Source organism: Lacibacter cauensis, from assembly GCF_007830055.1.
GTDB classification, from domain to species: domain Bacteria; phylum Bacteroidota; class Bacteroidia; order Chitinophagales; family Chitinophagaceae; genus Lacibacter; species Lacibacter cauensis.
Genome location: NZ_VLLE01000003.1, coordinates 182,962 through 208,099, shown reverse-complemented (window position 1 = coordinate 208,099; position 25,138 = coordinate 182,962). Strand labels below are relative to the sequence as shown.

The 25,138-nt window shown below is 41.5% G+C and carries 17 protein-coding genes; 3 read left to right on the top strand and 14 right to left on the bottom strand.

The genetic code is table 11. From position 1 onward, the window contains the following. The first annotated feature begins 50 nt into the window (after positions 1-50). Entirely contained in the window at positions 51-1,004 is a 954-nt protein-coding gene (locus IQ13_RS06120) for a carbohydrate kinase family protein (RefSeq protein WP_144885225.1), read from the top strand. 5 nt (positions 1,005-1,009) lie between these two features. Then, positions 1,010-2,953, top strand: a complete 1,944-nt coding sequence (locus IQ13_RS06115; protein ID WP_144885224.1) for an alpha-amylase family glycosyl hydrolase — start codon at positions 1,010-1,012, stop codon at positions 2,951-2,953. A gap of 73 nt (positions 2,954-3,026) precedes the next feature. Here the strand turns inward: IQ13_RS06115 and IQ13_RS06110 are convergent, their stop codons facing one another. The 12 genes from IQ13_RS06110 to IQ13_RS06050 form a co-directional block, all read right to left on the bottom strand. Beyond that, a complete protein-coding gene (locus tag IQ13_RS06110) occupies positions 3,027-3,302 on the bottom strand; it encodes a hypothetical protein (RefSeq protein WP_144885223.1) in 276 nt (91 codons plus the stop codon). Then, positions 3,280-4,764, bottom strand: coding sequence for an alpha,alpha-trehalase TreF (gene treF / locus IQ13_RS06105; protein ID WP_144885222.1), 1,485 nt, complete (start codon positions 4,762-4,764; stop codon positions 3,280-3,282). The genes IQ13_RS06110 and treF overlap by 23 nt, the downstream gene beginning before the upstream one ends. A 25-nt stretch (positions 4,765-4,789) precedes the next feature. Further along, positions 4,790-6,055 carry an MFS transporter gene (locus tag IQ13_RS06100; RefSeq protein WP_144885221.1) on the bottom strand — a complete coding sequence of 422 codons (1,266 nt, stop codon included), beginning with the start codon at positions 6,053-6,055 and terminating at the stop codon, positions 4,790-4,792. Positions 6,056-6,114: 59 nt separating this feature from the next. Beyond that, positions 6,115-7,107, bottom strand: coding sequence for a LacI family DNA-binding transcriptional regulator (locus tag IQ13_RS06095; RefSeq protein WP_144885220.1), 993 nt, complete (start codon positions 7,105-7,107; stop codon positions 6,115-6,117). A gap of 134 nt (positions 7,108-7,241) precedes the next feature. Beyond that, positions 7,242-8,792, bottom strand: a complete 1,551-nt coding sequence (locus IQ13_RS06090; protein ID WP_144885219.1) for a vanadium-dependent haloperoxidase — start codon at positions 8,790-8,792, stop codon at positions 7,242-7,244. Positions 8,793-8,831: 39 nt separating this feature from the next. Next, the gene (locus IQ13_RS06085) at positions 8,832-9,761 is read right to left on the bottom strand and encodes a transporter (RefSeq protein ID WP_199758197.1); all 930 of its coding nucleotides are present in this window, start codon (positions 9,759-9,761) and stop codon (positions 8,832-8,834) included. A 40-nt stretch (positions 9,762-9,801) separates the two neighbouring features. Continuing rightward, the gene (locus IQ13_RS06080; protein WP_144885218.1) at positions 9,802-10,911 is read right to left on the bottom strand and encodes a transporter family protein; all 1,110 of its coding nucleotides are present in this window, start codon (positions 10,909-10,911) and stop codon (positions 9,802-9,804) included. 36 nt (positions 10,912-10,947) lie between these two features. Next, a complete protein-coding gene (locus IQ13_RS06075; RefSeq protein WP_144885217.1) occupies positions 10,948-12,276 on the bottom strand; it encodes a vanadium-dependent haloperoxidase in 1,329 nt (442 codons plus the stop codon). 284 nt (positions 12,277-12,560) lie between these two features. After that, positions 12,561-13,127 (bottom strand): hypothetical protein, encoded by a 567-nt coding sequence (locus IQ13_RS06070; RefSeq protein WP_158637334.1) that lies wholly within the window; start codon positions 13,125-13,127, stop codon positions 12,561-12,563. A gap of 14 nt (positions 13,128-13,141) precedes the next feature. Next, positions 13,142-13,801 (bottom strand): HAD family hydrolase, encoded by a 660-nt coding sequence (locus tag IQ13_RS06065; RefSeq protein WP_144885215.1) that lies wholly within the window; start codon positions 13,799-13,801, stop codon positions 13,142-13,144. A 103-nt stretch (positions 13,802-13,904) separates the two neighbouring features. Continuing rightward, positions 13,905-15,086, bottom strand: coding sequence for an energy transducer TonB (locus IQ13_RS06055; RefSeq protein ID WP_158637333.1), 1,182 nt, complete (start codon positions 15,084-15,086; stop codon positions 13,905-13,907). A gap of 145 nt (positions 15,087-15,231) precedes the next feature. Continuing rightward, on the bottom strand, positions 15,232-17,277 hold the full coding sequence (locus IQ13_RS06050) for a kojibiose hydrolase (RefSeq protein ID WP_144885213.1): 2,046 nt from the start codon (positions 17,275-17,277) through the stop codon (positions 15,232-15,234). 184 nt (positions 17,278-17,461) lie between these two features. Here IQ13_RS06050 and IQ13_RS06045 point away from each other — a divergent pair, with 184 nt between their 5' ends. Next, positions 17,462-18,394, top strand: coding sequence for a GyrI-like domain-containing protein (locus IQ13_RS06045; protein WP_144885212.1), 933 nt, complete (start codon positions 17,462-17,464; stop codon positions 18,392-18,394). Between the two features lie 2 nt (positions 18,395-18,396). Here IQ13_RS06045 and IQ13_RS06040 read toward each other — a convergent pair whose 3' ends face one another. Next, positions 18,397-21,735 (bottom strand): VCBS repeat-containing protein, encoded by a 3,339-nt coding sequence (locus IQ13_RS06040; RefSeq protein ID WP_144885211.1) that lies wholly within the window; start codon positions 21,733-21,735, stop codon positions 18,397-18,399. A 32-nt stretch (positions 21,736-21,767) separates the two neighbouring features. Then, complete coding sequence (locus tag IQ13_RS06035) at positions 21,768-25,079, bottom strand: VCBS repeat-containing protein (protein ID WP_144885210.1); 3,312 nt, start codon at positions 25,077-25,079, stop codon at positions 21,768-21,770. Positions 25,080-25,138: the final 59 nt, after the last annotated feature.

The following is a 25,138-nucleotide window of genomic DNA, read 5'->3' as shown; positions in this document are numbered from 1 at the left end:
CCGGCCTCCCTCTCTAAAGGAGAGGGAACGAGGGTGAGGCTTGTTTTTGTATGGGAAAAATACTTTGTATTGGAGAAGCACTCATTGATATGATTTGTACCGACAAAGGAAAATCATTATCGGATGGTGAACATTTTTTAAAGAAACCCGGTGGTGCACCAACCAATGTTGCTGCTGCCATTGCTGCATTAGGTGGCGATGTTGATTTAAGTGCAAAAGTGGGTACAGATCCGTTTGGCGATCATTTGATACAGGTGATGAAGGATTTTCGAGTAAACACCGATCATGTAATACAGGATAAAAAACATTTCACCACGTTTGCCTTTGTATCGTTAATGGAAAACGGCGAACGTGATTTTTATTTTAACCGTGGCGCCGATGGCGAACTGAGTAAGCAGGAAGTGGATCGTATTGATCTTGCCAATTATTCGATTGTTCACTTTGGTTCGGCAACCGGTTTTTTACCCGGCCCCTTAAAAGAAGCATACGCTGGTTTGTTAAGCCGTGCATTGAAGCAACTGAATTTTGTGAGCTTCGATCCCAACTATCGTCACCTCTTATTCAAAGACAACCAGGATTCGTTTATTCTGCAGTCGTGGTACTTTATGCGGCATTGTCATTTCTTTAAAGTAAGTGATGAAGAAGCATTGATGCTCTCGAAAAAGAACACAGTAGATGAAGCAGCTGCACATTTTCTGGAACAGACCAATGCTGTATTTGCCATTACACTTGGAAAAGATGGTACACTGCTCGGTATGAATGGTGCTACTTGTGTCATCGACAGTATACCGATTACTCCTGTTGATACCACCGGTGCAGGCGATGCCTTTACCGGTGCTGTGTTGTTTCAGTTACGTAATTACAGTTTACATGAAATAAAACAATTACCTGCTGAAGAGTGGATCAGGATCATCATCAATGCCAACAAAGCAGGCGCCCGTACCTGTGAATATCTCGGCGCTATGGAAGCTTTTAAACATTTAAGCAGCGACATTTTCAATTAAGTTTTATGTACACATTTGGCGTGCACGAGCATATTAATGCATTATTGAAAGAACAAAAGATTGATGTGGGTGGTAAAGACAATTTGTTTTACACCCGCATGCTGGCGAATACTTCGCCCATTCTTGAATTGTATCTGCAACTGTACGAACATCATCCATCTGCAGAATTGTTGTTTGATGAAGTGGTGAAGACAATCATTGCTTCGTACAAAAAACGACCCGCTGTATTAAAGCAACGGGATATTCAAAAGCTGGAAAAAGAATATTGGTTTCTCAGCAACGAAATCAATGGTATGAGTTTGTATGTAGACCGTTTTGCAGGAAGTCTCAAAAACATGCAGACCAAGCTCGATTATTTTGAAGAGCTGGGTGTAAACTTCTTACACCTGATGCCCATTTTTGAAAGTCCGGCTAATGAGAGCGATGGCGGTTATGCTGTTTCCAACTTTCGTAAAGTAGATGAGCGTTTTGGTTCGCTTGAAGATCTGTTGCAGTTACAGGAAGAAATGCGTAAACGCAACATGTACCTCATGCTCGATATTGTGCTCAATCATACTTCGCACAAACATGAGTGGGCCATGAAGGCGAAGGCAGGCGAAAAGAAATACCAGGATTATTTTTATTTCTATAACGACCGTAGTGTGCCCGATCAATACGATCGTACCATGCCTGAAATTTTTCCGGAGAGTTCGCCGGGCAATTTTACGTACGTGCCTGAATGTAACAAATGGGTGATGACAGTTTTTCATAACTATCAATGGGATTTGAATTATACCAATCCCAATGTGTTTATTGAAATGCTCGACACCATTTTCTTCTTTGCTAATTTGGGTGTAGATATTTTACGTATTGATGCCCCGGCCTTCATCTGGAAACAACTCGGTACTACCTGCCAGAATTTACCACAGGCACATACACTGTTGCGTTTAATTAAACAATGTGTGCAGGTAGCTGCGCCGGGCATGGCATTATTAGGCGAAGCCATTGTTGCGCCGAAAGAAATTATGAAGTACTTCGGTACAGAACAATACACAGCACGTGAATGTGATTTTGCCTACAACGCAACACATATGGCTTTGCAGTGGGATATGCTTGCAACAGGCAACACCAAAGTAATGCTGGCAGCACAATACGAACTGTTGAAGAAACCATACGGAACATCGTGGATTACGTATACCCGTTGCCACGATGATATTGGTTTGGGTTATGATGATGCCATGATTGAGCAGGCGGGTTTTGAGGCATATGCACATCGCCGTTATCTGAAAGATTATTATTCCGGTGTGCATCCAGATACTCCTGCTGTTGGGGCTTTGTTCTCCAGCAACCCTAAAACAGGTGATGCTCGCATCAGCGGTTCACTGGCATCGTTGTGCGGTTTGGAAAAAGCACTCAACAATAAGAATGCAAAAGCGATTGATGAATCCATTCAGAAAATATTGTTGATGCAGGCACATAGTTTTTTCCTGGGTGGTGTACCGATGTTGTTTTATGGCGATGAGATCGGTTATACCAACGACTACTCTTATTTAAATGATGAAGGAAAAAGTTATGATAACCGCTGGATGCATCGACCAATCATTGACTGGCAAAAGAACGAACGCCGCAAACAGGACGGCGCTGTTGAGCAACGCATCTTCAGTTCAACCAAAAAATTACTGCAGCTACGTAATCAACTGGAGATGGTTGGCGATTACAGCAACATCACCTGGATTACACCGCACAATATTCATGTAGCCGCATACATGCGTGAACGTAACGGCAAGCGTATATTCTGTGTGTTTAATTTCGCAGGCAGTGCTTCATTCTTAACCTGGTTTGCATTCAAGGAAAAGGGGAATCCGCCTTCTGCATTATTCGATCACTGGAGCGGCGAAACATATACTGTTGGTAACGATCATGAATTTTTTGTGCTGCCGCCGTATGGGTTTGCATTGCTGGAGGGATGATGTGACCTGACAGGTTAAGCCTGCTTTTGGTATAACCTGATTAAAATCCAACTGCATGCGTTAGCCCAACCTGTCAGGTCAGGCTGAGCATTTGCTTAAAAGATGAAAGAAGAATAATCCCAATCACTTCACCTTTTACTTCAACAGCAATTTCATGATTCTGTTTGTGTAATTGCAATCGTCCTTTAAAGATGCTTGTTGTAGTTGATTGTATAAACAATTCAATGGCTTTCCTGTGTTCAATACGACAAACACATTCGCTATTGTGTTCATAAACAACAAAGCGAAGTTTACCGTTGTGTGGTTCAACAGCAAACGTAAATGCATCATTCAGTTGAATGGGCTTCATACTTCTTCATCAAAGCTAATAAAACGCCGTTGGTCCAGCCAAAACCATCCTGGCCTGTGTATTCACCGCCGCCGGCTTCAAGATGTGTATCCTCCACATTGTATTTTTCCATCAGCTTACCGGTGCGTGCAAACACATCTTTATTGAGTTTGATCCAACGCTTTGCAATTTCAGTAGCCAGCGCATGATGACCATAGTTTTCCAACCCCACAATACTCATCCATTGCAGCGGCGCCCAACCATTTGGTGCATCCCATTGCTGACCTGTTTCGTACAATGTAGTGAGCAAACCCCCATCTTTTAAAAACAATTGCTGTAATGCTGCAGCAACTGCATCGGCCTGTTGCTGTGTGGCAATACCAACAAACAAAGGTGCTGCCGTTGCAAGCGATTGTACATTGGTGCAACTGTTGGTAACCGTATCGTAATCGGTAAACAGTTGCAATGCATTATTCCAGCAATATTTGAGAATTGCCTGCTTTCTTTTTGCTGCTGCAGTTGTATACAAAGCAACATTTACCTCATCGTTACTCATGTTGTACACTTTTGCAAGCAATTGTTCCATGTTGTACAACAAACAATTCAAATCAACAGGTATAATTTCGGTTGTATGTATCGTTGAAAAATCGTTGATATTGCTGAACCAGCGACAACTGTAATCCCAACCCGACTCTGCACCTGCACGTAAATGTGCATACAAAGCATCAGTTGCTTGTGTTGCAACATGCGTTAACTCCACATCTTCACGAAACGATTCCGGTCTTGCGGTTGTATAGGCATCACAATAACGGTTCAATACCTCCCTATCATTCATCAGCACAACATGCTGTTCAAAACGATGTGTAGCGGATAACTGTTCACTTCCCTTCATCCAGAAAGTATACTCTTTCGCTAACGCATCTTTGTACTGCAATAAAACTGCTTCACCTTTTACCTCCGCCAATAACTGCAGCATAAACGAATAGAATGGCGGTTGTGAACGGCCGAGATAATAGGTTCTGTTTCCGTTTGGAATAAACCCGATTGTACGAATCAGGTGTGTGAAATTATTTACCATGCTTTCTAGCAAATCAATTCGTCCCGATTCTTTTAAACCCAGCATAGTAAAATAACTGTCCCAGTAATACACTTCCCGAAAACGACCGCCGGGCACAACGTATGCATTGGGCAATGGAAGCAGAGATCCGTTCTGTTGCAAATCGGGCTGACGAGTTAGTTCATTCCACAACGCATCAATATGTGCAACAATATTTTCTTTTGTTTCATGGTCTGCTGTTACAGCTTTAGCCGGGAGTTTAAAATGTTTTGCAACAAATTGCTGCAGGTTAAAGTTTGCTTTTTGTTTTTCTGCTGCATATTGTTGCAGAATAAACGTTGGAGGTGTAACAGGTACACAATCCACAAATGTTTTTCCATCTTCAAAAATGCGGCTCATCTGCACATCTTCAAATAACGGATGCATTTCAAATATCTCAAGCTGTTTCACCTTAATGTCCTCCTGTAGTTTTAATATCAACCAATGCACCTCCTTTTGGCTGCAAACGTTTAAACACAATCAGCAGCAAAATCAACACAACGATGGGTACCAACGATAAATAAAAAGCTGTTTCGCCGCCGTATGCCTGCGACAGATGCCCTGTAATTATGGAACCTGTTGAACCGCCCAATGCACTGAACACAACAATCAATCCGCTCATGGAACTGTGCCGGTGTGCAGGCAGATTACTGAGAATAACCGAATTGATAGCCGGATAGATGGGCGCCAGGAATAAACCGATCAACGGAAATGCAAATGCTACAACAGGTACATCGGCCAGTGTTTCTTTTACTCCTGCTGAAATATTCGCAGCCATCGGCATGGTGATGAGAACAATTACAGCAGCACAAAGCAGGCACACAACCAACACATAAATCCAATCGATCTTGCGTAAAAAGATACCTGCAAGAAATCTTCCTAACCCGATAGATGCTGAAAGAATGCTGGCCAACTGTATACTTAAGCTTGTGGAAATATTCAATACATCTTTATTGAATGTAGGTAACCAGCTCATAATGCTTTGTTCAATCAACACATAAAAGAACGCACTGAAAATAAATACCAGCACCAAAGGCAGAAAAATCAACCGGAGCATTTCAACAAAATCACTTGCTGCCGATTTATTTTTTTCCGCTTCTTTGATTGACGATTCATCAAGCTTTGTAGTAAGCAACAGTACAAATGCAGCTGCGGCTAATCCTCCAAGAATGTAATACGTGTTAAACCAGGTAAGCGATTTCGGATTACTGTTATCCACCATCGATGCAAACAGGAAGTAACCGGATAGTACGCCTACCATAAAAAACGATTCCAGAAAATTCATAAAACTGAGATGTTCGCTTTTCGATTTTGTTACCAATCCTATTGTTGCGAAGACACTCACCTTTATCAATGCAAAGCCAATACCGGCTGCAGCAAACAACATCTTCGTCATATAAAATGTTGGAAGCGACGGTATGCTTAAACACATTACAGCAACCAATGCAAGCGCAATAAGCATGGTGCGTTTATAACCGATCTTGTTTACATACGATGCAATCAGAAAAGAAGTAAAAGCAATGCTCATATCTTTAAATGCTTCGAGCACACTTGCAGAACTTTTGCTTACGTCAAAATTATTCTGCACCTGCAGTATAACAGTACCAACACTGTTAAGCAGTATGGCAAACACAAAGTAATTCAGGAAAAGCGAAAGCTTAATGCGAAAGGTTGACATGGCAAGTAGTATTGGGTTTTAAATATACCCGATACCATGCACTTACCAAAGCAATTACACTATAAAGAACCACCTTTTACCAACATTGATTCAATGCAAACGTTTTCGGCAACAGGTTCGCCTTTTAAACGTGCCAGCATTTGTGCGAAAGCCTGCTTTCCCAACTTGTATCCGCTTGTTTCTACGTACGTAACAACAGGGTTAAACAAGGTTGGAATAAAGCCATTGCTGATGCCAATAACTGCTACATCATCGGGTACTTTTACATTGCGTTGATGAATGGCACGCATCACGCCGATTAAAATTAAATCGCCCATACAAAAAATAACATCGGGTGGATTGGGAGATGCAAGTGCATCCAATACAATTTTTTCAGATGGCTCTGCCTGTTCGGGATAATCAACTGTAACAACAGCATCGGGCGCTTGTGCGTTCATTGTTTCAACAAAAGTTTTACAACGCACTTTTGTAATACTTAAATGCGGATGACCAAACAATGCCAATACATTTTTCTTTTTCTTTTCAATGATGGCCTCTGCTGCAATACGTGCAGCATCTGCGTCGCTTAAGCAAACAGTATGCACACCTTTTTCTTCGGGAACACGATCGAAGAAAACAACAGGCACATCCATATCTTCCATTTTTTTAAAATGAGAGAAATCGTCTGTTTCAATAGACACAGTAGCAAATAAACCCATCACCATATGTTTACGGAAAATGGCCATGTTAGCTACTTCAGTAGCCGCACTGTCGCCCGATTGCATGATCAATACGGTGTACCCATATTTTCTTGCTTCATCTTCTACGGCAGCAATAAACGAATCGTAAAAAAAGTTGGTAATAGTAGGTACCAGAATACCCAGCACATTGCTTTGTCTGGTACGCAACAGCACAGCATAACTGTTAGGTTCGTATTCCATAGCTGCTGCCAGTTCTTTTACTTTCAGTTTTGTTGCTGCTGAAATATCGGGATGATCTTTGAGTGCACGGGATACAGTAGAAATGCTGATGCCCAATGCTTCGGACAATTTTTTTAATGTGCTTTGCTGCATAGTTTCAATCAAATCAATAGTGATCCTAAAGATAACTTTTCCTGCATCATAACAAAAAGAAGCTGCTGTACATAAAAACTCCCCTGTAAAAACAGGGGAGCATAATTAATACTACCAATAGAAATAAAAAACTGTTAGTTAGCACCATCTGTATTAGCCCTCGCAATAGCATAATTACCAACTACATTACCGCACTTTAAACCTTCTTCACAATCGCTGCGGTAATGAATGGCTCCATACAAACGGGATAAAGAAGCTTCCTGCGCCATGGCTGCATACGCCTGTTTACGTTCAGGAATAATTCGTCCTAAAATAGTTGCAGCTGCACCACTAAAGGTTGAGTGACCACTTGTATAACTTGGAAAGTTCGGTAAACCTGTCCATGTTTTTATTGCAGGATTTACCTGCGATGGACGTGGATTGAAGTAAAAGAATTTCGCATCCCAGCAGGCGATTGCTGCATCCATCATACTCATGTTGAGCAATGCCATGTTACGTGCCCAACGCACTTCGCTGAAACGTTGTGCAATAAAATCATCGGCTGCAATGGCGTTCCAATGGCCGGGAGGTGTATGTGTAGCCAAACCATCGGCCCAATAATGCACAATCGCCAGTTGTTCACGTGTTGCATTTTTACTGTAGTATAATACTTCTGCTACTTCCTGTTTAAATTTTTCTGATTTGGTTGATGGTGGCGGACCGGGACGCACTGCAGTTACCAAGGTTGCAGAATCGAACAGCCAGGTACGTACACGACCAAACAGCGGTAGCATTGGCGGACGCTTTGGTGATTCCTGGCTGATCCACGGTATTTCGCCTGTTACTGCTGTTTGTGTTTCCATTTGCTGCCACAAGGTTGCATTACCAACAGCAGCACCTGCTCTGTCGCCTCTTGCACGTGTAACAAATTTTTGTGCTACTAAGCGGCCCAATGCTTCACCTGCTTCAATATCACTACGCACATTCATACCCGCCATAATTCTAGCATTCTTATGTTCTGTTGCCAGTTGCTGAATAGCAGCCTGCTCTCCGGGAAAAAATAATTTCAACAGCTCCACCATTACGCCAACCACCACTGCATCTTCACTCGGGTACGATGGTAAATCGCTTTGCGGCAACAAGGTTGTAATGGTATTGTTGATTTTATACGGTGCAGCACGATTGTATAATTTTTTGTAATGCCATGCAGCCACCAACGCATCGTATTGCGCAGCGCTTACATACGCATAGGCTCGTGATGCATAGGGCGGATTAGCAAATGGAAACTGCGGATTGTTAAACGGGTTATTGGCATCAGGTACGGGGTATGTACCATCCGCATTTTGATAAGGTGGCAGATTATATTTAGCCACCAGACCACGCATAATTTCGTTCCAGCGTAATACTGCACCTGCGCCCCAATACTTCATACGTTCTTCCTGCGCAGCCGTCATCGATTTCTGATATCCTTTAATTTCATTCAACTCCGCTGTATAACCCGGACCACTTGCTGCGCCGGGTGCTGCCACTGCAAATTCATCGGGAGCAGTAAGCAATATGGGTTTCCATGTTCCTGCATTTGCATCAATGTTCGACGGATTTAATGCAGGTGCATTTTTAGTGCGTTCTGTAATTTCTTTACTGCACGATGCAACAACTACAGCGAGCAGTAACAGATTTGTAATTCGTTTTATGTTAATGTACATGGTTTCGTTTTTACGTGTATAAAATCAGTTTGCGCAGCATTAAGCTTTCTTTTCTTTCTTGTTTAAGTTGAATACATAGAACACGGCGCCGTTGGCAGAAAAACTTTGTCCCATGTTTCTTCCTGCAACCACCTGGCTGGCACCACCTGTTAGCGAAAGCTGCGGCAACTTTTTAAATACATACTTGATATTAAAACCAAGCGATGTAGCATTCATACGATTACTGATGAAGGGCATATTGTTTTGTGTAATATCAAAACCACCTTTGGTTGTCCAGTTGTTGAGTACCGCTTCTGCAATTAACCATTGTGTACGGTAACCTGCACGGATGTTGTAGCTGGTTGCATTGGGCATGTCCACTTCATTGGAAAGAATAAAGCGATCGGTATAATACGAATCACGATCGAGTGTAACATTACTGCGCCATACATAAGTAGCTGATGCAGTTGCAAACCATTTGTTATCGTAATAATAATCGAGCATCAGCCTCGCCATTGCTGTTTTACTTTGTAAGCCGATTGATAGCGGCAACAGATCAGCATTATAATTGCTCATGGGTACAGAACCACCGAGTAAACCAATTAATGCCATACGACTGTCGCCGATCTTTTGGTTGATTGCACGATACTTTAACATCAGGCTTAAATCCTGCATATCGTTCTGGCCACGTAAGGTTCCTGCACTTGCTTTGGTAGTAACGTAGGGCACATTAAATAAAACGTTCAGTTTTCTGGTAGCGCCATAATTACCCATCACCGCAAACATTTGTGTAGAAACATGTCCAAGGTTGAGGTTTTCTCTTTTGTTTGTTCCTTCCCAATAATTTTTCCAGGTAGTGTAGGAGTAGCCGGGGCCTACGCAGAATGCGTTCTTCTCCATCATAATGGCATCAATATCTGTTTGGGCAGAAGATTGTTTTACAGCAATGCATAACAGCATTGTCCATAAAAATTTTATAGTCAACTTCATTTGATGATTGTTTTGCAACAGCTGTTGCGTTTACGAACAATTAAAACTTAACAGTACAACCAATATTAATCGAGTAATCGGAGAAAGCAGCATCTCCTTGTGTATAGATGCCCGTTGCTTTGGTACGCATTTTATCAGCATAACTCTGTGTGCGGTTTTTGCTGAACCAATAAGGCACCGTTGCAAACAGATTTACTTTTTTCAATTGATAAGCAACGCCGGGTTCTGCACCAAAAATGCGACCGGGACGACGGAAGCCGCTGCTGCCACCAATCAGATCTTCCGATGGTATTGCTTCTAAACGCACACCTGCTGATGCAGAGAATGCACCCAGCATCAAATTCAAACCACCACGAACCATGTATTGATCGGGCACACTCATTACACTGCTGCCGTATAAAATATTGGCATTGGTTGTTGTACCACCTCTTGCAGTTGATACGCCATTTTGTTCACGTGGATTACTGAGATAATAGAAATTACCATACGCACTCAGCTCTTTTGTAAATACATAATATCCGTTCAGCTCCAGTGAAATACCGGTGCCGCCATCACCCAGTTGAATCGATTGATCGACAGGACCCAGAACTTTTGTTGAATCGTTCTTCCAGAAAAAATCGTTGTAACGGTAATCGCCGGTTGGCAATTTCAATCCTAAACCAACCTGGATATTTCCTCTTCTGCTTTTTAATGGATCGAGCATCCAGCGATACGCTGTAATACGGATATCACCTATGCCGAATGAACTTGTTTCTCTTCTTGCATTCGGGCTGGTGCTGCTGTTACCGTAATGTTCATACATCGATGAACGACGGTTGGAGATGATGGGCATATTCACTGCAATCGACATACGGTTGTTGAGTTTACGTACCAGTGTAAAATCAACAGCATGTTGCCAGTTGCGTACATCGGTTCCTTCGGCTACACGATGTTTTTGTTCTTCGGTGCCCACAAAGTGGCGGAACGAATGGAAATATCGATAGCCTGTTGTAAGCTGCCAGTTATGACTGTCTGCCGAAGTATCGGCATGACTGCGTGTACACATGGCACCATTGCTGCGTACAGCTACGCAACCTTGTGCACACAGTTGTTGTGTAACAGCCAGCAATAACATGACTGATACTATTTGTATAGCAATTAATTTTTTCATGATGTTTGGTTGTTGTTGTGATTGTTAAGGTGCAGCTCAATTAGCTCTTAACCTGATACGTTGAACAATCAATTCGCCTACCTGCTTTCCTGCTTTCAATCCTTCATCGTTATCGAAACGATAGTGAATGCCACCATACAATCTCGACATGGCTGCTTCTGCTGCTGCCGCACGGAATGATTTAATTTCCCTGTTTGCAATACCAAACTCCAATAACGATGTATCGGTGAACGATAAGTTTTCACCAAACCACGAAGTCATAGTTTCGGCAGCTGCTGCAGAGTTGGTAGCATGGCCGCTTACATAAGAAGGAAAAGGAGGTGTTTGAATATACGGGCGCCATTCCTGGCTTACATGTTTATTAATAGCTGTTTCGGGACGAACGTAATTGCTCTTGTATTTTTCTTCCCATCCTCGAATGAAGGCATCAAAAAATGCAATGGATGTAAGTGCATACGCACCAACAGTTGAATTAAAATCGGCCTTTGCTGCTTTTGCTGCAATACCTACAATATTCAACCAGTGGCCCGGAGGCGAAAACTTTTTGGTAGCAAACATTACATGTCCGCTTACATTCATCTTAAACGGATTATCATCCCAGAAATCGGCAATATGTTTTTGTTCTTCTGTTAAACTGTCTCCCACATTTTTCACTTCCATCATGTATTTGTAATACACGCTGTTTTTGTTTGCAACATCAAATACCGGCGGACGAGGAATTTCGAATTGCGAAGAACTGTCCAATACCATTGGACGTATTTTACCCCAATGCGGCTCCACCGCAGTGGCGTACATAGGTGGTGTAGGTACCCAACGGCCATTTTCCTCACGTACGGTGAATTTTTCAGCACCACGTGTTTGTGCATAGTTATCTCCTTTGCTCCAACGTAATACAGCTGCAGCAATGCTATCCGAAAAAGCAATCGTATTCTCCAGCATATCAGACGGCATCCCGGCCGAGTCGGCGTTATTTTTTAACTCGTTGTAATAGTCCATCATGCTGCCTTCGGGAAATGTAACAGCGTTACCCACCTTTGTAAATGCCAGCAATGCAGCCAGTGAATAATCAACCGGTGCTTTACTTATATCGGGCTTGGGCATGGCGGGCATATGTTTTATTTGACCGCTCATGCTTCTGTAATTTTTATCGCCGGCAGCCACGCATTCGTAAGCTGCAATGTTTGCATACACATAATTACGTGCAGCAATCATGGGCGGAAAATTATTCTCCAATACTACGTTGTTGAGTTTCTTCACTGTTTTACTATACAACAACGGATCGTTGGTGTACGCTTTATAATCTCCTTTGGGTTTACATGCAATCAGGGATACAGCAACGAATGCTGCGAATACAATTTGTTTCATCTGCAATTATTTTTTCAGATTATCATTTCCAATGCTGTTGCCATCAAGTGCGATGGCTCATTTCATCTTCTAATGCTTGCTTTTTTTGAATAAGATCATGTACTGCAGCTGCAGTGGAAACAGGTTTATCCCAACTCACCGGGACGAGCCTGTTAAAAGAGCTATGCTTTTGCACTTTTACACATTGCACTATTGTACGTTTTAATGTAACGTTCTGCCACCCTCATAGCAGAGACGAAACAACAATACAATCTGCAGATCTGTAAAATTGTAAGGAAAAGCAATTAACCAAAAAGTTCGGGTGGTTGTTCTGCGGTAAGAAGAAATGCAGAACGTGTAGCTGCTGAAAAGGTATGGTTGAATGGTTGACGCAGTTGCTCCAATGCATCGAGCGACCAATGGCTCAACTGCTCACAGTAGTCAAATGAAAATGCTTTGTACGATGGGGCGGGTTGTTTACCCGATTTTTGTTCCTGCTGATTTTGCAGATCGTTGACAAGCTTGAAGAAATTTTCCCGGGCATTTACCAACCGGGCTTTATCGGTATCAGGAATACATTTATAAATCATTTCACCACCTTCGAGTTTACGCTCTACATATTTGTAATGCATACCGTTGATGGTGATTTCGCCACTTACACGTTCGAACTCTTTCCAATCGGTTTGATAAGGTAAGCTTACCGGTGCTCGCACTTCAATCAATGCGCTTGCATCGTAGTCGTTGTTATCAATCTTTTGTTCAAAATGGGTATCGGCTTTTTGCTGTACGTAATCCATCACTAACCGGTAACCAAACCAGTTAAACAGCAGTATGGAGAGAAAAAATATGGAAGCAAAAATTCTCAACAGCAATTCGTTAATGTGCTTTAAAGATAAAGTAATTCATCAATGTTGAGCACATTTAAGGCAGGAACTATTTGTAAAATATTCTCATATTCTCCGAAATCGTTTGCAGAAAAATGCCCGGTGATAGCTACCGCCTTCATTCCTGCTGCAAGGGCGGCTTCCACACCTTTCGGCGCATCTTCAAACACAATGCAATGCTCGGGTGGGGTGTTTAATTCGGCTGCCAGTTTCAACCAAGTTTCGGGGTGCGGTTTGCTCAGCTGTACATCATCAGCGCCAACAATGGCACTGAGGTAACGGCGCAGATCCAGTTTATCCAATGCAAAATCGATATTGGCCTGGTTACTGGCTGTACCGATGCCCATTGGAATATTTTTCTGCAACGCTAATTCTAAAAATTCACGTGCTCCTTCCAGCACCGTTATTTCGTTGCCATACAAAGCCCGGTAGCGTTCTTCTTTTGCGGCAACAATGGCTCTTGCTTCTTCTTCAGTAAACGTGCGGCCAGGAACAATGCGGTGCATCAGTTCGGCCCCGTTGCCATAGAGTTGGTTCATCAAAGCTTCCCCTTCAAGCGGACTGCCCATTTCTTTCACCACCAGCTGCCATGTTTTAAAATGTGCCGGCATGGTGTCGATGAGAGTGCCATCGAGGTCGAAGAGAAAAGCTTTAGTCTTCATGTAATTGACCAAGTATTATACGTTTGATTCCGTTCTTTAGTAATGAAACATTAAAATTGATCAGTAAACCTAATTTGCAATTCCTATAAAAGGAAATGCTTTTTTATTTTGTGACAGATTTCATAAAACTTTCGAGATAAAAATACTCCATTTCACTTGACGAGGCTATTTGTTTGAGGGCTATCGAACGCCCAATTTCACCAGCATACATTTTATGCAAATACTTTATTTCATTAATAGTATATGAAGAGGCAAAATAATTAGAAAGAATTCGTCTGAATTCAGAAAGGCCCTCTGCATAAAACATGGCTTTTGATTTATCATACTTAGTTCTTTCTTTTAACCCCAGAGGTCGGAATTTTCTATATATAACTGAATCAAAATAGAGATTTAAAATAGATGTATCCGTAATTCTATTCACCAATTGTGAAGCATATTGAAACTCCTTTGAACTCTTTACTACTTTAGAGTAGTTCTTACTTATGCTATTTATGATTTCTTCTTTGGGAGCAATATCTACTTTTGGTTCTATCTTACTTTTTTGAGTTTCAATTTTTGATTCTGACGAGCCATTTCTGCTAAACCGAATAACATAGTCAATATCTTCTTCAACCTGACGACCATTCTGTATGGCAGGAAGCCATTGGGGTGAATTTCTAAAAACCACTAGTGCAACAGAATCGCAGAACCTGTCTAATCCCCTTATAATCCTGATATTTTTTAAGTAGCCATTATTGCCGACAGTAAATTTTAAAATCAAAGACCCCTCCACGCCAGCCATTAAAGAAGAATCAGGATAGACAAGATTTTTTATGATATATTCTTTAAATTTTTTTTCGCCTCCAGGAAATTGAGATAAGACTTCAACCTTCGTAAAAATCCGGTTATTATCTTTATAATAATTGAATCTTTCCTTTTCAAGCTGTGGATTTACATCAATTATTGAGGCAGAGGTAATAACAGCAGAGTCAATTCTTTTTCTCTTGTTTAAAAAAACGAGCAGATAATTATTGTTGTTACATGCAATTTCTTCATCGATATAACCAACTGATGAGACAGTGATTTTACAAGACACTGGTACTTCCAACGAAAAATTTCCGTTTTTATCGGTTGCTGTACCAAAAGTTGTATTAGGAACTCTTATAGTTGCAGATGTGAGAGGCTCACCTGAAACAGATTCTACACTGCCACGGACCGTTATGAATTTAGACTTACTATAATCTTGTGCGAATCCATTTAATCCCCAAAAAGATAAAAGTACTAGTAATGAGTAAAGGCTTTTCATAAGTAAACTGTTTTCACGAAAATAGAGCATTTATTGACAGACAAGTAAACATTCTAACGAAGTTACATAGGTTAAATACTAAAAAAATAACCACGTAGCTTCAGTCGTTCCACTTTTATCACGCTACTCTGGTAACAATACTTCATCACCGTTTATTCACAAACGTCCTCTTCTGCACACCCACGCCTGTAATGGTTACGCTCTTCCAGTTAGCAGGTAATACAGTTTTGATTTGTGTGATGCCTGTTGCTGTAATTTCCAAACCGCCAAAACCCATCAACACACTTTGCAAAATACCACCTGCACCAGTTGCGAAGTAAGGATTGGTGCCGCCCTTTGTTTCTGCAATTACACGAAACGGCGGATTGAGATTTGGAATGAATGCATCTTTAAACCAATGATACGCTTTCTCATGGTTGCCGAGTCTTGCATATAAGGTAGTGAACACTGCTTGTGTCATTGCCGGTGTTCCTTCATTCGGTACACGTTGTTCGTAGTACTCTAAATCTTTTCGGATAGCAGTTGCATCTTTTACTTCTTTCAACGGATAAGCTAACAAGTTTACATCGGCCTGCTTAATGCCTTCACCATTATAGGTTGCATGTTCTCTTGTTACACCGTCAGGAAATTTCAACACAGGAATATTGTTCGCTACATTCATCCAATCTGCATTGGGTACAATGCCTAACAGTTTCGCTGCTTCTGTTGCAAACTGCAGATTGGCTTTCGCAGCCGCATTCGTAAATGCGTTGTTATCGACATTCTCGGCCCACTCATCTGCAGCCACCACATTTTTAATATCGTATTTACCCGGGCCGTTGCGTTCTACTCTGCTTGCCCAGAAATCGGCTGTTGCACTTAAGATGGGATATCCTTTTTCTTTCAGCCACACTTTATCTTGTGTTACACAATAATAATTCCATGCTGCGATTGCCACACAGGCGGTGATGTGATGTTCGAACGGACCACTCAATGCCCACACGGGTGTTTCTTCCACACCTGTTTCTGCACTTTCCCAAGGGAACATGGCTCCTTTAAATCCTTTACTGAAAGCATTTCGCTTTGCAGCATCCAACCGTTGATAACGATATTCCACCATACTTTTTGCAAGCTCAGGCTTCAGTACAAGTAATGCAGGATACATCCACAACTCGGTATCCCAAAACACATGACCATTGTAACCCAAGCCGCTCAAGCCCATTGGTGATGGTGATAATGCAGTGCCTTCTCTTGTAAAGGAATACAAATGATAGAGCATGCTGTTTACATCCTGCTGATCCTGCTTTGCTTCTTCGTTTGTTCCTTCGATCGTTATACGGCTGCTCCACAACTCATCCCATGCCTTGGTATGAAACTGCAGCAAGCGTTCTCTGCCTTCCAGCTTTGCATAAATGGTTAAGCGTTCTGCTTCATTCAACGGATCATCGTGATGTGCTGATGTAATAGATGAGCCCGCAATCGAGTAACGATAAGTTTCACCTGCTTTCAGCTGTTTGCTGAACTTGAGCAGATGCATATTGTTATCCCACATTTCATGAATCACTCTTGGTTCGCTGCCATGATGTTCGGTAAACAAAAATGTATTGCTGGCACACATCAACAATTTACCCGTAGGACTTTTTGCTGAAGAAGTGAGTAAGCTCATGGTTACATGCGGACGATCAATTTCATTGTAATAATTCTGTACATCTTTCAACGCATCAGGTGCTTCCATTACACTGGCACCGGTGATGGTAATATTCTTTTTGGGTGTGATTGTAATATCCATCAACACCGTAAACGGCAAATGACGCAACGAATAGTAGGTATAGGTTACAGTTGCTTTATCTGCATAATCGAATGTTGTTGTAAAGCTGGCATGCTGCATATCCAGCTCCTGTTTCATATTCGATGCCGATTTTGCATCAATGCGTTTGCCATCTATTTCCAGGTAGCTGTTCAGCAGATTAAAACTCTTTAAGAAGTTACTTACACGGCCACGGCCATACAAATCGTATGCACCGGCCAATACCACATCTTTTACCTTGAATGGCTCCGGCGATGATACGACTCCGATCATTCCATTGGCAACGGTAATGCCGTAGTAGTTGGAAGGATCGAAATTCGTAGCAGCAATTTTCCAGGGATCAATTGTTTGTGCTTGGGTTGAAAAAACAATAGTGAGCAAAACAAAGGACAGCAAATGTTTCATGGCAACCGTTTTTAGTAAATCGTACAGGAAAGATAAAGAGTAAACCACAAAGAAACCGGCATGAGTTTACAATTGCAAGATGCAAACGTTTGCTATGGATTATTTCTTTCAGAACAAAAAAGTAAAGCGTTGTTTCTGCAGCTCGTTTTCACCTAAATTGCAGGTGCTTCAAACGATTTCTAAGATGAAAAGATTGCTGTTGCTTCTGCTGCTATTGCTCATTGCTGTTGTACTGTTTTTTTATTTCCGTATTCCTGCAAAAGAAGTGTACAGTTACAGAACGGCTTTTCGATGTACGAATAATTCAGCTATTCGCTTGCTGCACGACAGTACAAAATGGAAAAACTGGTGGGCCGGTACGCAACAAAGCAATACAATCTACAGTTACAATAACCGCAGTTATCTTTTTCGGAATATGACACTACCCGGTATTGAAACGATGACTTCGGTTGGTAACGATTCTGTTTCGGCTTTCTTCCAGGTGTTCCCTTACAATATTGATTCTGCCCATTTCGAATGGAGCTATGTGTTTGCATACAGTGCTAACCCGGTTACGAAAATTAAACAATACCTGCAGCTGCGTTCATTGAAAAAAGATTTCAAACAGTTTCTTGCAGCGGTAAAACCATTTTTTGAAAACGAGAAGAATACGTATGGTATGGAGATTGAAACGCAACGGGTGAAAGACTCCACACTTATTTCGTTAAAGAAAACATTTAATCATTACCCCACTACAGAAGATGTATACAGTTTAATCGCTGATGTAAAAAAATACATTCAAACAAAAGGCGGAGAAGAAAGTAATGCGCCGATGCTGAATATTTTTTCTGTTACAGATAACCGCTACGATGTGATGGTGGGTATTCCTACAAAAGCAGATGTGGAAGAACAGGAACCGTTTAAACGTAAAAAAATGATTCTCGGTTATATTCTGGTGGGCGATGTACAAGGCGGCATGGCTACTGTTGCCGCTGCTGAAAAGCGCATGGCCGATTATGCATTCGATCATCAGAAGACTGCACCGGCTATTCCGTTTCAATCGCTCATTACCGATCGTATGCAGGAAAAAGATACAAGCAAGTGGATTACCCGTATTTATTACCCTGTGCTGTATTAAATTTATTTGAATCGAATGATTTGCACTGCATCATTATTCTTTGCGAGAATATATGCCTGCATTCCCTTAATGGTTATTGATTTGATGTTACGTACCTGTCCGTTAATGGTTAAACCATTTACAGGTGCATACACAAATTTGCCTGCGCCTTTATTGATGAGCAATGTACCAAAGTCGGCATCCTGTCTTCCGATCTCGACATTGTTATCGTAATAGTTGCCGAGCAATAGTACATCGGGTAAGCTGTCGTTGTTGGCCTGCACAACCATTGCTGCACGATAGGTTGTTAACTGTGCTTCGTAGGGCAATGCTGTAACAGTAAATGTTTGATCGCCCTTGTTCTGCAAAAAAGCATTACTTAAATAATCAACCGAATACTTCTGTGCTTTTTTCAACTTATCTGCACCAAATAAATCATTCAGCGATGCTTTGGCAAAATCTTCTGCATACAAAAACTTCTTCTTCAACAATGGCAATTGCTTTTCCAATTCTTGTTTGGTTGCAAAGGGAATTTCTTTGTGCTGCAGGTAATACGTAAGTACCTGTTCGTTTCTGCCATTGGCATCAAAATCGTTTACGTATAATGAGAGTGGTTCATCTGCCGATGCTTTTAAGCGGCTGTTCAATCCGAAGTTGCCGGCAATGAAATCAAGCTCACCATTTGCATCCCAATCAAACGGCAGTACAAACATCCACCAACCTTTATTTGCTGTAATGGTTTGTTTGGTAAATGTATTGTTGTTAAAAATAAAGGCTTCGATACCGCCCCATTCGTAACATAGCAGAAGATCTTTTTTGTTATCCTTATTTACATCCACCCATTGTGCATCGGTTACCAAACCGGGCTGTACTAATTCTTTTGTGTAAGCAGCTGTTACATCGGTAAATGTTCCGTTACCGTTATTTTTTAGTAAATAGGATCGGGGTTTTATACCAAAATTCCATGGCTCCACTCTGCCGGGCAGAAAAATATCTGCAAAACCATCACCTGTAAAATCGTGCACTGCCATTTTACTTTGCGTTACAACAATGTCTGTAAACGCATCTGTCTTCTTTGTGAAATTTCCTTTACCATCATTCATGTACAGTAAAGGCAAGAGGTGTGAATCTCCTCCGTAGTATTCGTTTCCTCCGGAAGCAATCAAGAGATCCACATGTGTATCGTTGTTTACATCTGTAAAAAAAGCATCTGCGTTCTCGGTCATGCTATCGAGCCACATAGCAGGTTGTGCTTTGTAGCTGAATGTGCCTGCCGCTGTTTGTACATACACGGCGTTGCGGTAACCTTTTGATGAACCAATGAATACATCATCCAATCCATCGTGATTAATATCGCCGACTGCCAATGCAGGACCTTCGGTTGAATTCATATGCGGCAACAACGGTTCTCTTGCAAATTCGTTGAATACATTTTCAATATGCCGGTGATCAAGCTTTGTTGCTGCAGTAATATCTTCTATTGCATTTACTGTTGGCGGATGAAAGTTGATGATCTTGCTATAATCAAACAAAGGCAAGTCTTTTGTATATGCAAATTCCTGTTTACCTGTTTTGATGTTGATAGATTGATGCGTACGGTTGGGCCAGATAAGAAAAGCAGAATCGATCTTCGTTTCATCCAAACCAATATGCAACGGCACCAACATGCTCGATAAAAATCCATGCACGGGGTTGTGTTCATACGTACGTATTTCCTTACCTGCAAAGAGCACAACGGTTGAACCGATGGCATCGGGATTTTGTGCCGGGCCTTTTAATGTTATTGAAGCCGATGGTTTGAGTGCTACTGTATTGGTTTTGTTTTCGTACAACAGCACCGGATCGTTAATATTGTTCACAATGAGATCCTGGTCGCCATCATTATCCAGATCAGCATATACCGAACCATTGGAGAACGTAGGCAGATTGTTTGCAATACTGTCGGTTACATCTTCAAATTGCAGATTACCCTTGTTACGAAAGAAATGGTTGGGCAATTTTATTTCCGGAAACTTGTTTACCAACAGCATGTCTTTATCTTCAACAGTACCGCTGCGCATTTTTTGCTGCAGTTCTTCGTTCGACACAAAGTTGATGTAGTCGATATCATTCATCCGTTTTGGAATACCATTTGATACAAACAGATCTTTACGACCATTGTTATCAAAGTCCATCCACAATGCTGCCCAGCTCCAATCAGTAGCATTAATGCCTGCATATTGTCCCACTTCACTAAACAATCCATTACCTCTGTTCCACTGCAGGTTGTTGCGTGCATATTGATAGTTGTAGCCGTAGTTGATTTTGTTTTGAAAAATGTTGTAATCGTCCTCTGCCAACGAACGACGGATCATGTACGGATCGTAAGGCAACATATCCATTGAAATAATTTCGGGAAAACCATCGTTGGTAATATCGGCAGCATCCACACCCATACTAAACTGGCTGGTGTGCATTAAGCGTTTTGTTGTTTCTTCACTAAATGTTCCATCCTTTTGGTTAATGTAGAGATAATCGTTTTCATGGAAATCATTACCCACATAAATATCGGGCCAGCCATCTACATTCAGATCGCTCACTACCACACCTAAACCATAACCGATTTTTGTTCCGTTAATGCCGGTTGTTGCAGTTACGTTTGTGAAATAAGCATGTTGCTTTTGATCGGCTTTTGTAATAAGATCATTTCTGTATAAGCGCTGACCGGCTAATGAATCATAGGTATTGAGAAAGTTTTTGCGTGGTGCATAGTTACCATCATGGTTCACCGAATGGTTCAGCAAAAAAAGATCAAGATCTTCATCACCATCATAATCGAAGAACACAGCCTGCGTACTGAAGCCCGAAAAGTCTAAACCATACGCCGCAGCTTCATCAACAAACACCGGCACGCCATCTTTAATTTCTTTACATACGAGCAGTTGATTTTTTCCTTTCAGTACTTTATAGTTACCTACACGGCAAATGTAAATATCAAGCAAGCCGTCGTTGTTAATGTCCACTACCGAAACGCCTGTACTCCAGCTGCCATCCTGCGAAATGTTTGCAGCTGCCGTAACATCTGTAAACTGTAATGCTCCTTTGTTGAGGAATAATTTATTCTCACCCTGGTTGGCAGCAAAAAACAAATCAGTCAATCCGTCCTTATTAAAATCGGCAGCACCTACACCTGCACCGTTATAATAATACATGTACGAGAATAAATTAAATTCTGCTGTTGGTTTTAATTGATTTGTAAAATTCAATCCCGTTGCTGTACTTGGACGTACTTCAAACAAAGGATTTTCAATTTGCTTTTTTGTTGTACAGGCATTCGTTGACAACAGCATTGCAAAAAGCAAAGCAGTAAATGAGCAGGACATACTTCTGTTCTTTTGCATCATTCGTTTATTGCTTACTTAGCGTTGAGTTTATACAGCACTGGCGTTGCATTATTCTCGAGGAAGAGCAGGTAATCGCTGTTGCTTCGGTTCCAATGCACAATATCTCTGGTTTGTCCGTACAGGTTTAAACCTGTTTGTACTGCAGGCACAACACTGAAGCCACCTTTTTTATCGTTGAGCAATATTTCACCATAGCCTGCATCGAGCCTGCAAAACTGCGGCAACAGGTTAAAAAAGTTACCTGCAGTTACCAGATCATCGTAGCCATCTTTGTTTACATCAATCAACTGCACCGCATTAATGCTGGAAAGTTGTACCTGCCATGGTAATGCTTTGATCGTAAAATTTCCTTTACCATCGTTATAGGCAATACAAGACGATGCATAGTTCACTTCTTTCCGCTCTGCATCTTTCAGGCCATCGCCAAATAAATCCTGTATGGTTTTCTTTGCAAAGTCCTGGTGTTTGAGATTTAACTTCTTTAATGAGGGAACCTGGTCGGTTAGTTCACGCTTCATAAACACCGGCACATCGGTAGCATTGTACGTGCGTGTAATCATTTTATCAGTGATGTCGTTACCATCAAAATCTTTCATCCAGATCTTCACTGGTTTTTCCGCTCCCGCCTGCAAATAAAAATTTTCGCCCAGGTTGCCGAGTACCAAATCAGCATCACCATCTTTATCTATATCGGCCACTTTCATTGTTTGCCACCAGCCTTTATAATTTTCAATACCGGTTTTTTGTTCAGTAAATTGTTTGCCGTTGAATGCATACACTTTCACATTCATCCATTCGCCGGCTATAAGCAGTTCATTCCTTTTATCGTTATTGATGTCGGTTGCTGCTGCTGCAGTAATCATTCCTGCTTTTAAAAATACCGGAGCAACGCTTGCTGTTACATCGCTGAAGTTTCCATTGCCATCGTTGTGCAGTAAATAACTTTCGGGTGTTGCACCGTAACTCTGCGGCACACTTCTGCTGCCAACAAAGAGATCTTCGAAACCATCGCCATCGTAATCAAATGCAACGGCAGTACCACAGTTGGTATTAAACATGGGAATTGCACCACGCTTTAAACTGAAATTTCCTTTACCATCGTTGATGAATAACTGGTTTTGATAACCGCCAACCGCAGCTGCAGAAAAATTACCGCCGCCACCGGTAAACAAATCCATATCACCATCTTTATCGCAATCGAAAAACAGCGCTGCTGTTACATCGTTAAAGGCAAAGGTTTTAAAGTCGGGCACATCCGCCAAACGAAAACCATTTGAAGTTTGCAGGTACAAAGCACCGGGCTGGCCTTTTGCTCCACCAATATATACATCCGTTAAGCCATCGTTATTTACATCGGCTGTAGCTGCTTTCGGACCTTGTGTTGACAGCATGAAAGGGATATTGCGTTCGTAAAAGAAATCAACATGCTCATCTTCTTTATGTGCAGCAAACAAACTGTCTTGCTGTTGAAAATACGTAGCAACTGGTGGATATGCAGACCATACGTTTTTATTAGCCTTATTTACATCGTATTGAATGTTGTGCAGTTGATTAACCGCCGGCTTAACAATGGTTGTAAAGGATTGGTTGGGCCAGAAGATGCGGATGGAATCAACCGCTTCTTTACCTATACCAATTGTTTGCTTGTATTCAATGGAAGATTCAAATCCTCTTGCAGGAACAATTTCTCTTGTAAGCACCTGGTCTTTTTGATAAATACGAATCAGGCTGCCGATACCAAACTGATTCTGTCCTTCGTATTTCAGCTGCACACTGATGTAGTTGTTTTGATTCTGCTCCCTGCTGTTGTTTTTATAAACCAGCGCCGGTTGGTTTACATTGCTGATGACGAGATCCAGATCACCGTCATTATCCAGATCAGCATAGGAAGCACCGTTCGAAAATGTTTTTTTGCTAAAACCCCAGTCTTCGCCTGCATCTGCAAATTTTAAATTGCCTGTGTTGCGATACGCTTTGTTGGGAATAGGATTGGAAGGCATACGGTTGATGATGGTGCTCACTTCTTCTTTCTTCCCTGTCTTCACCATTTGCTGTGCAACCTCATTGGCAAAAAAATCAATGAAATCCTGATCGGTTACATCGTAGTAAATACCGTTGCACACATAAATATCTACGTTGCCATCATTGTCTGCATCAAACATGAGTGCACCCCAGCTCCAATCACTATCGGCCACACCGCTGAAGAATGCTGTTTCAAAAAACTTTCCCTTTTTGTTATTTACCTGCAATGCGTTTTGCGTGTACTGGTAATAGAAACCTTGCTTTACTTTCAGGTTAAACACATCATAACTTTCAAACGATGAGTTGGCACGCAAACGGTAATCATCACCTGGCAACATATCGGTTGTAAAAATATCCGGACTGCCATCGTTGTTGATATCCTGCATATCTGCACCCATCGATGAAAGACTGGTATGCTGTATCCGTTCTTCCAGTTCATCTTTAAAGGTTCCGTTGCGTTGGTTGATGTAGAGATAATCACGTTCAAAAAAATCGTTCGATACATACACATCCGGATAACCATCTTCATTTACATCGCCCACTGTAACACCCAATCCTAATGAAATTAAACTGCCATGAATGCCTACTTCTTTGGTTACTTCTTTAAACTTACCGTTATCGTTGCGATAAAAATGATCGCCGCCGGGTTTTAAAAAATCGGCTACCTGCCATTGTTCTGCTGGCAAATCACGCAGGCTGGGGTAGTTGAGTGTGTTTACCGGAATAGGGCTGTTGTTGATGATGAAGCAATCGAGGTCGCCATCTAAATCGTAATCGAAAAAAGAAGCGTGTGTACTGTACCCATCATTATCCAACCCATACTCCGCTGCTTTTTCAGCAAACGTTAAGTTGTGATTGTTGATGAATAGTTGATTACGACGTAAAGAAGAGTCGAACATATTGCCGGCGTTGCACACATAAATATCGAGCCAGCCATCTGCATTAATATCAACCAGTACAACACCGTTGCTCCATTGCTTTTTTTCAGTAAAGCCTGCCTTTGCAGAAATGTCTTCGAACTGCAGATTGCCTTTGTTGAGATATAATTTATTACTGCCCTGATTTGAAACAAAAAAAACTTCGGGCAATCCATCGTTATTTAAATCGCCGGTGGCAACACCTGCACCATTATAAAAATTGCGATAAGTAAAAATGTTGAAGTCTTTATCGTTAGTGAGTTTGTTTTCGAAACTGATGCCACTGTTTTCCACTTCGGTAAACAGTGTGTTTTTCTTTTGTTTATTGCAGGCAAGCGCCAGTACTACAAGCAACAGGGTGGTAAAATTTTTTGCGAACCTCATAATACAACACAGAATCGTTAAAGCTGTAAGATAAAACTGTTTGCGAAGCTGTAAGCAAT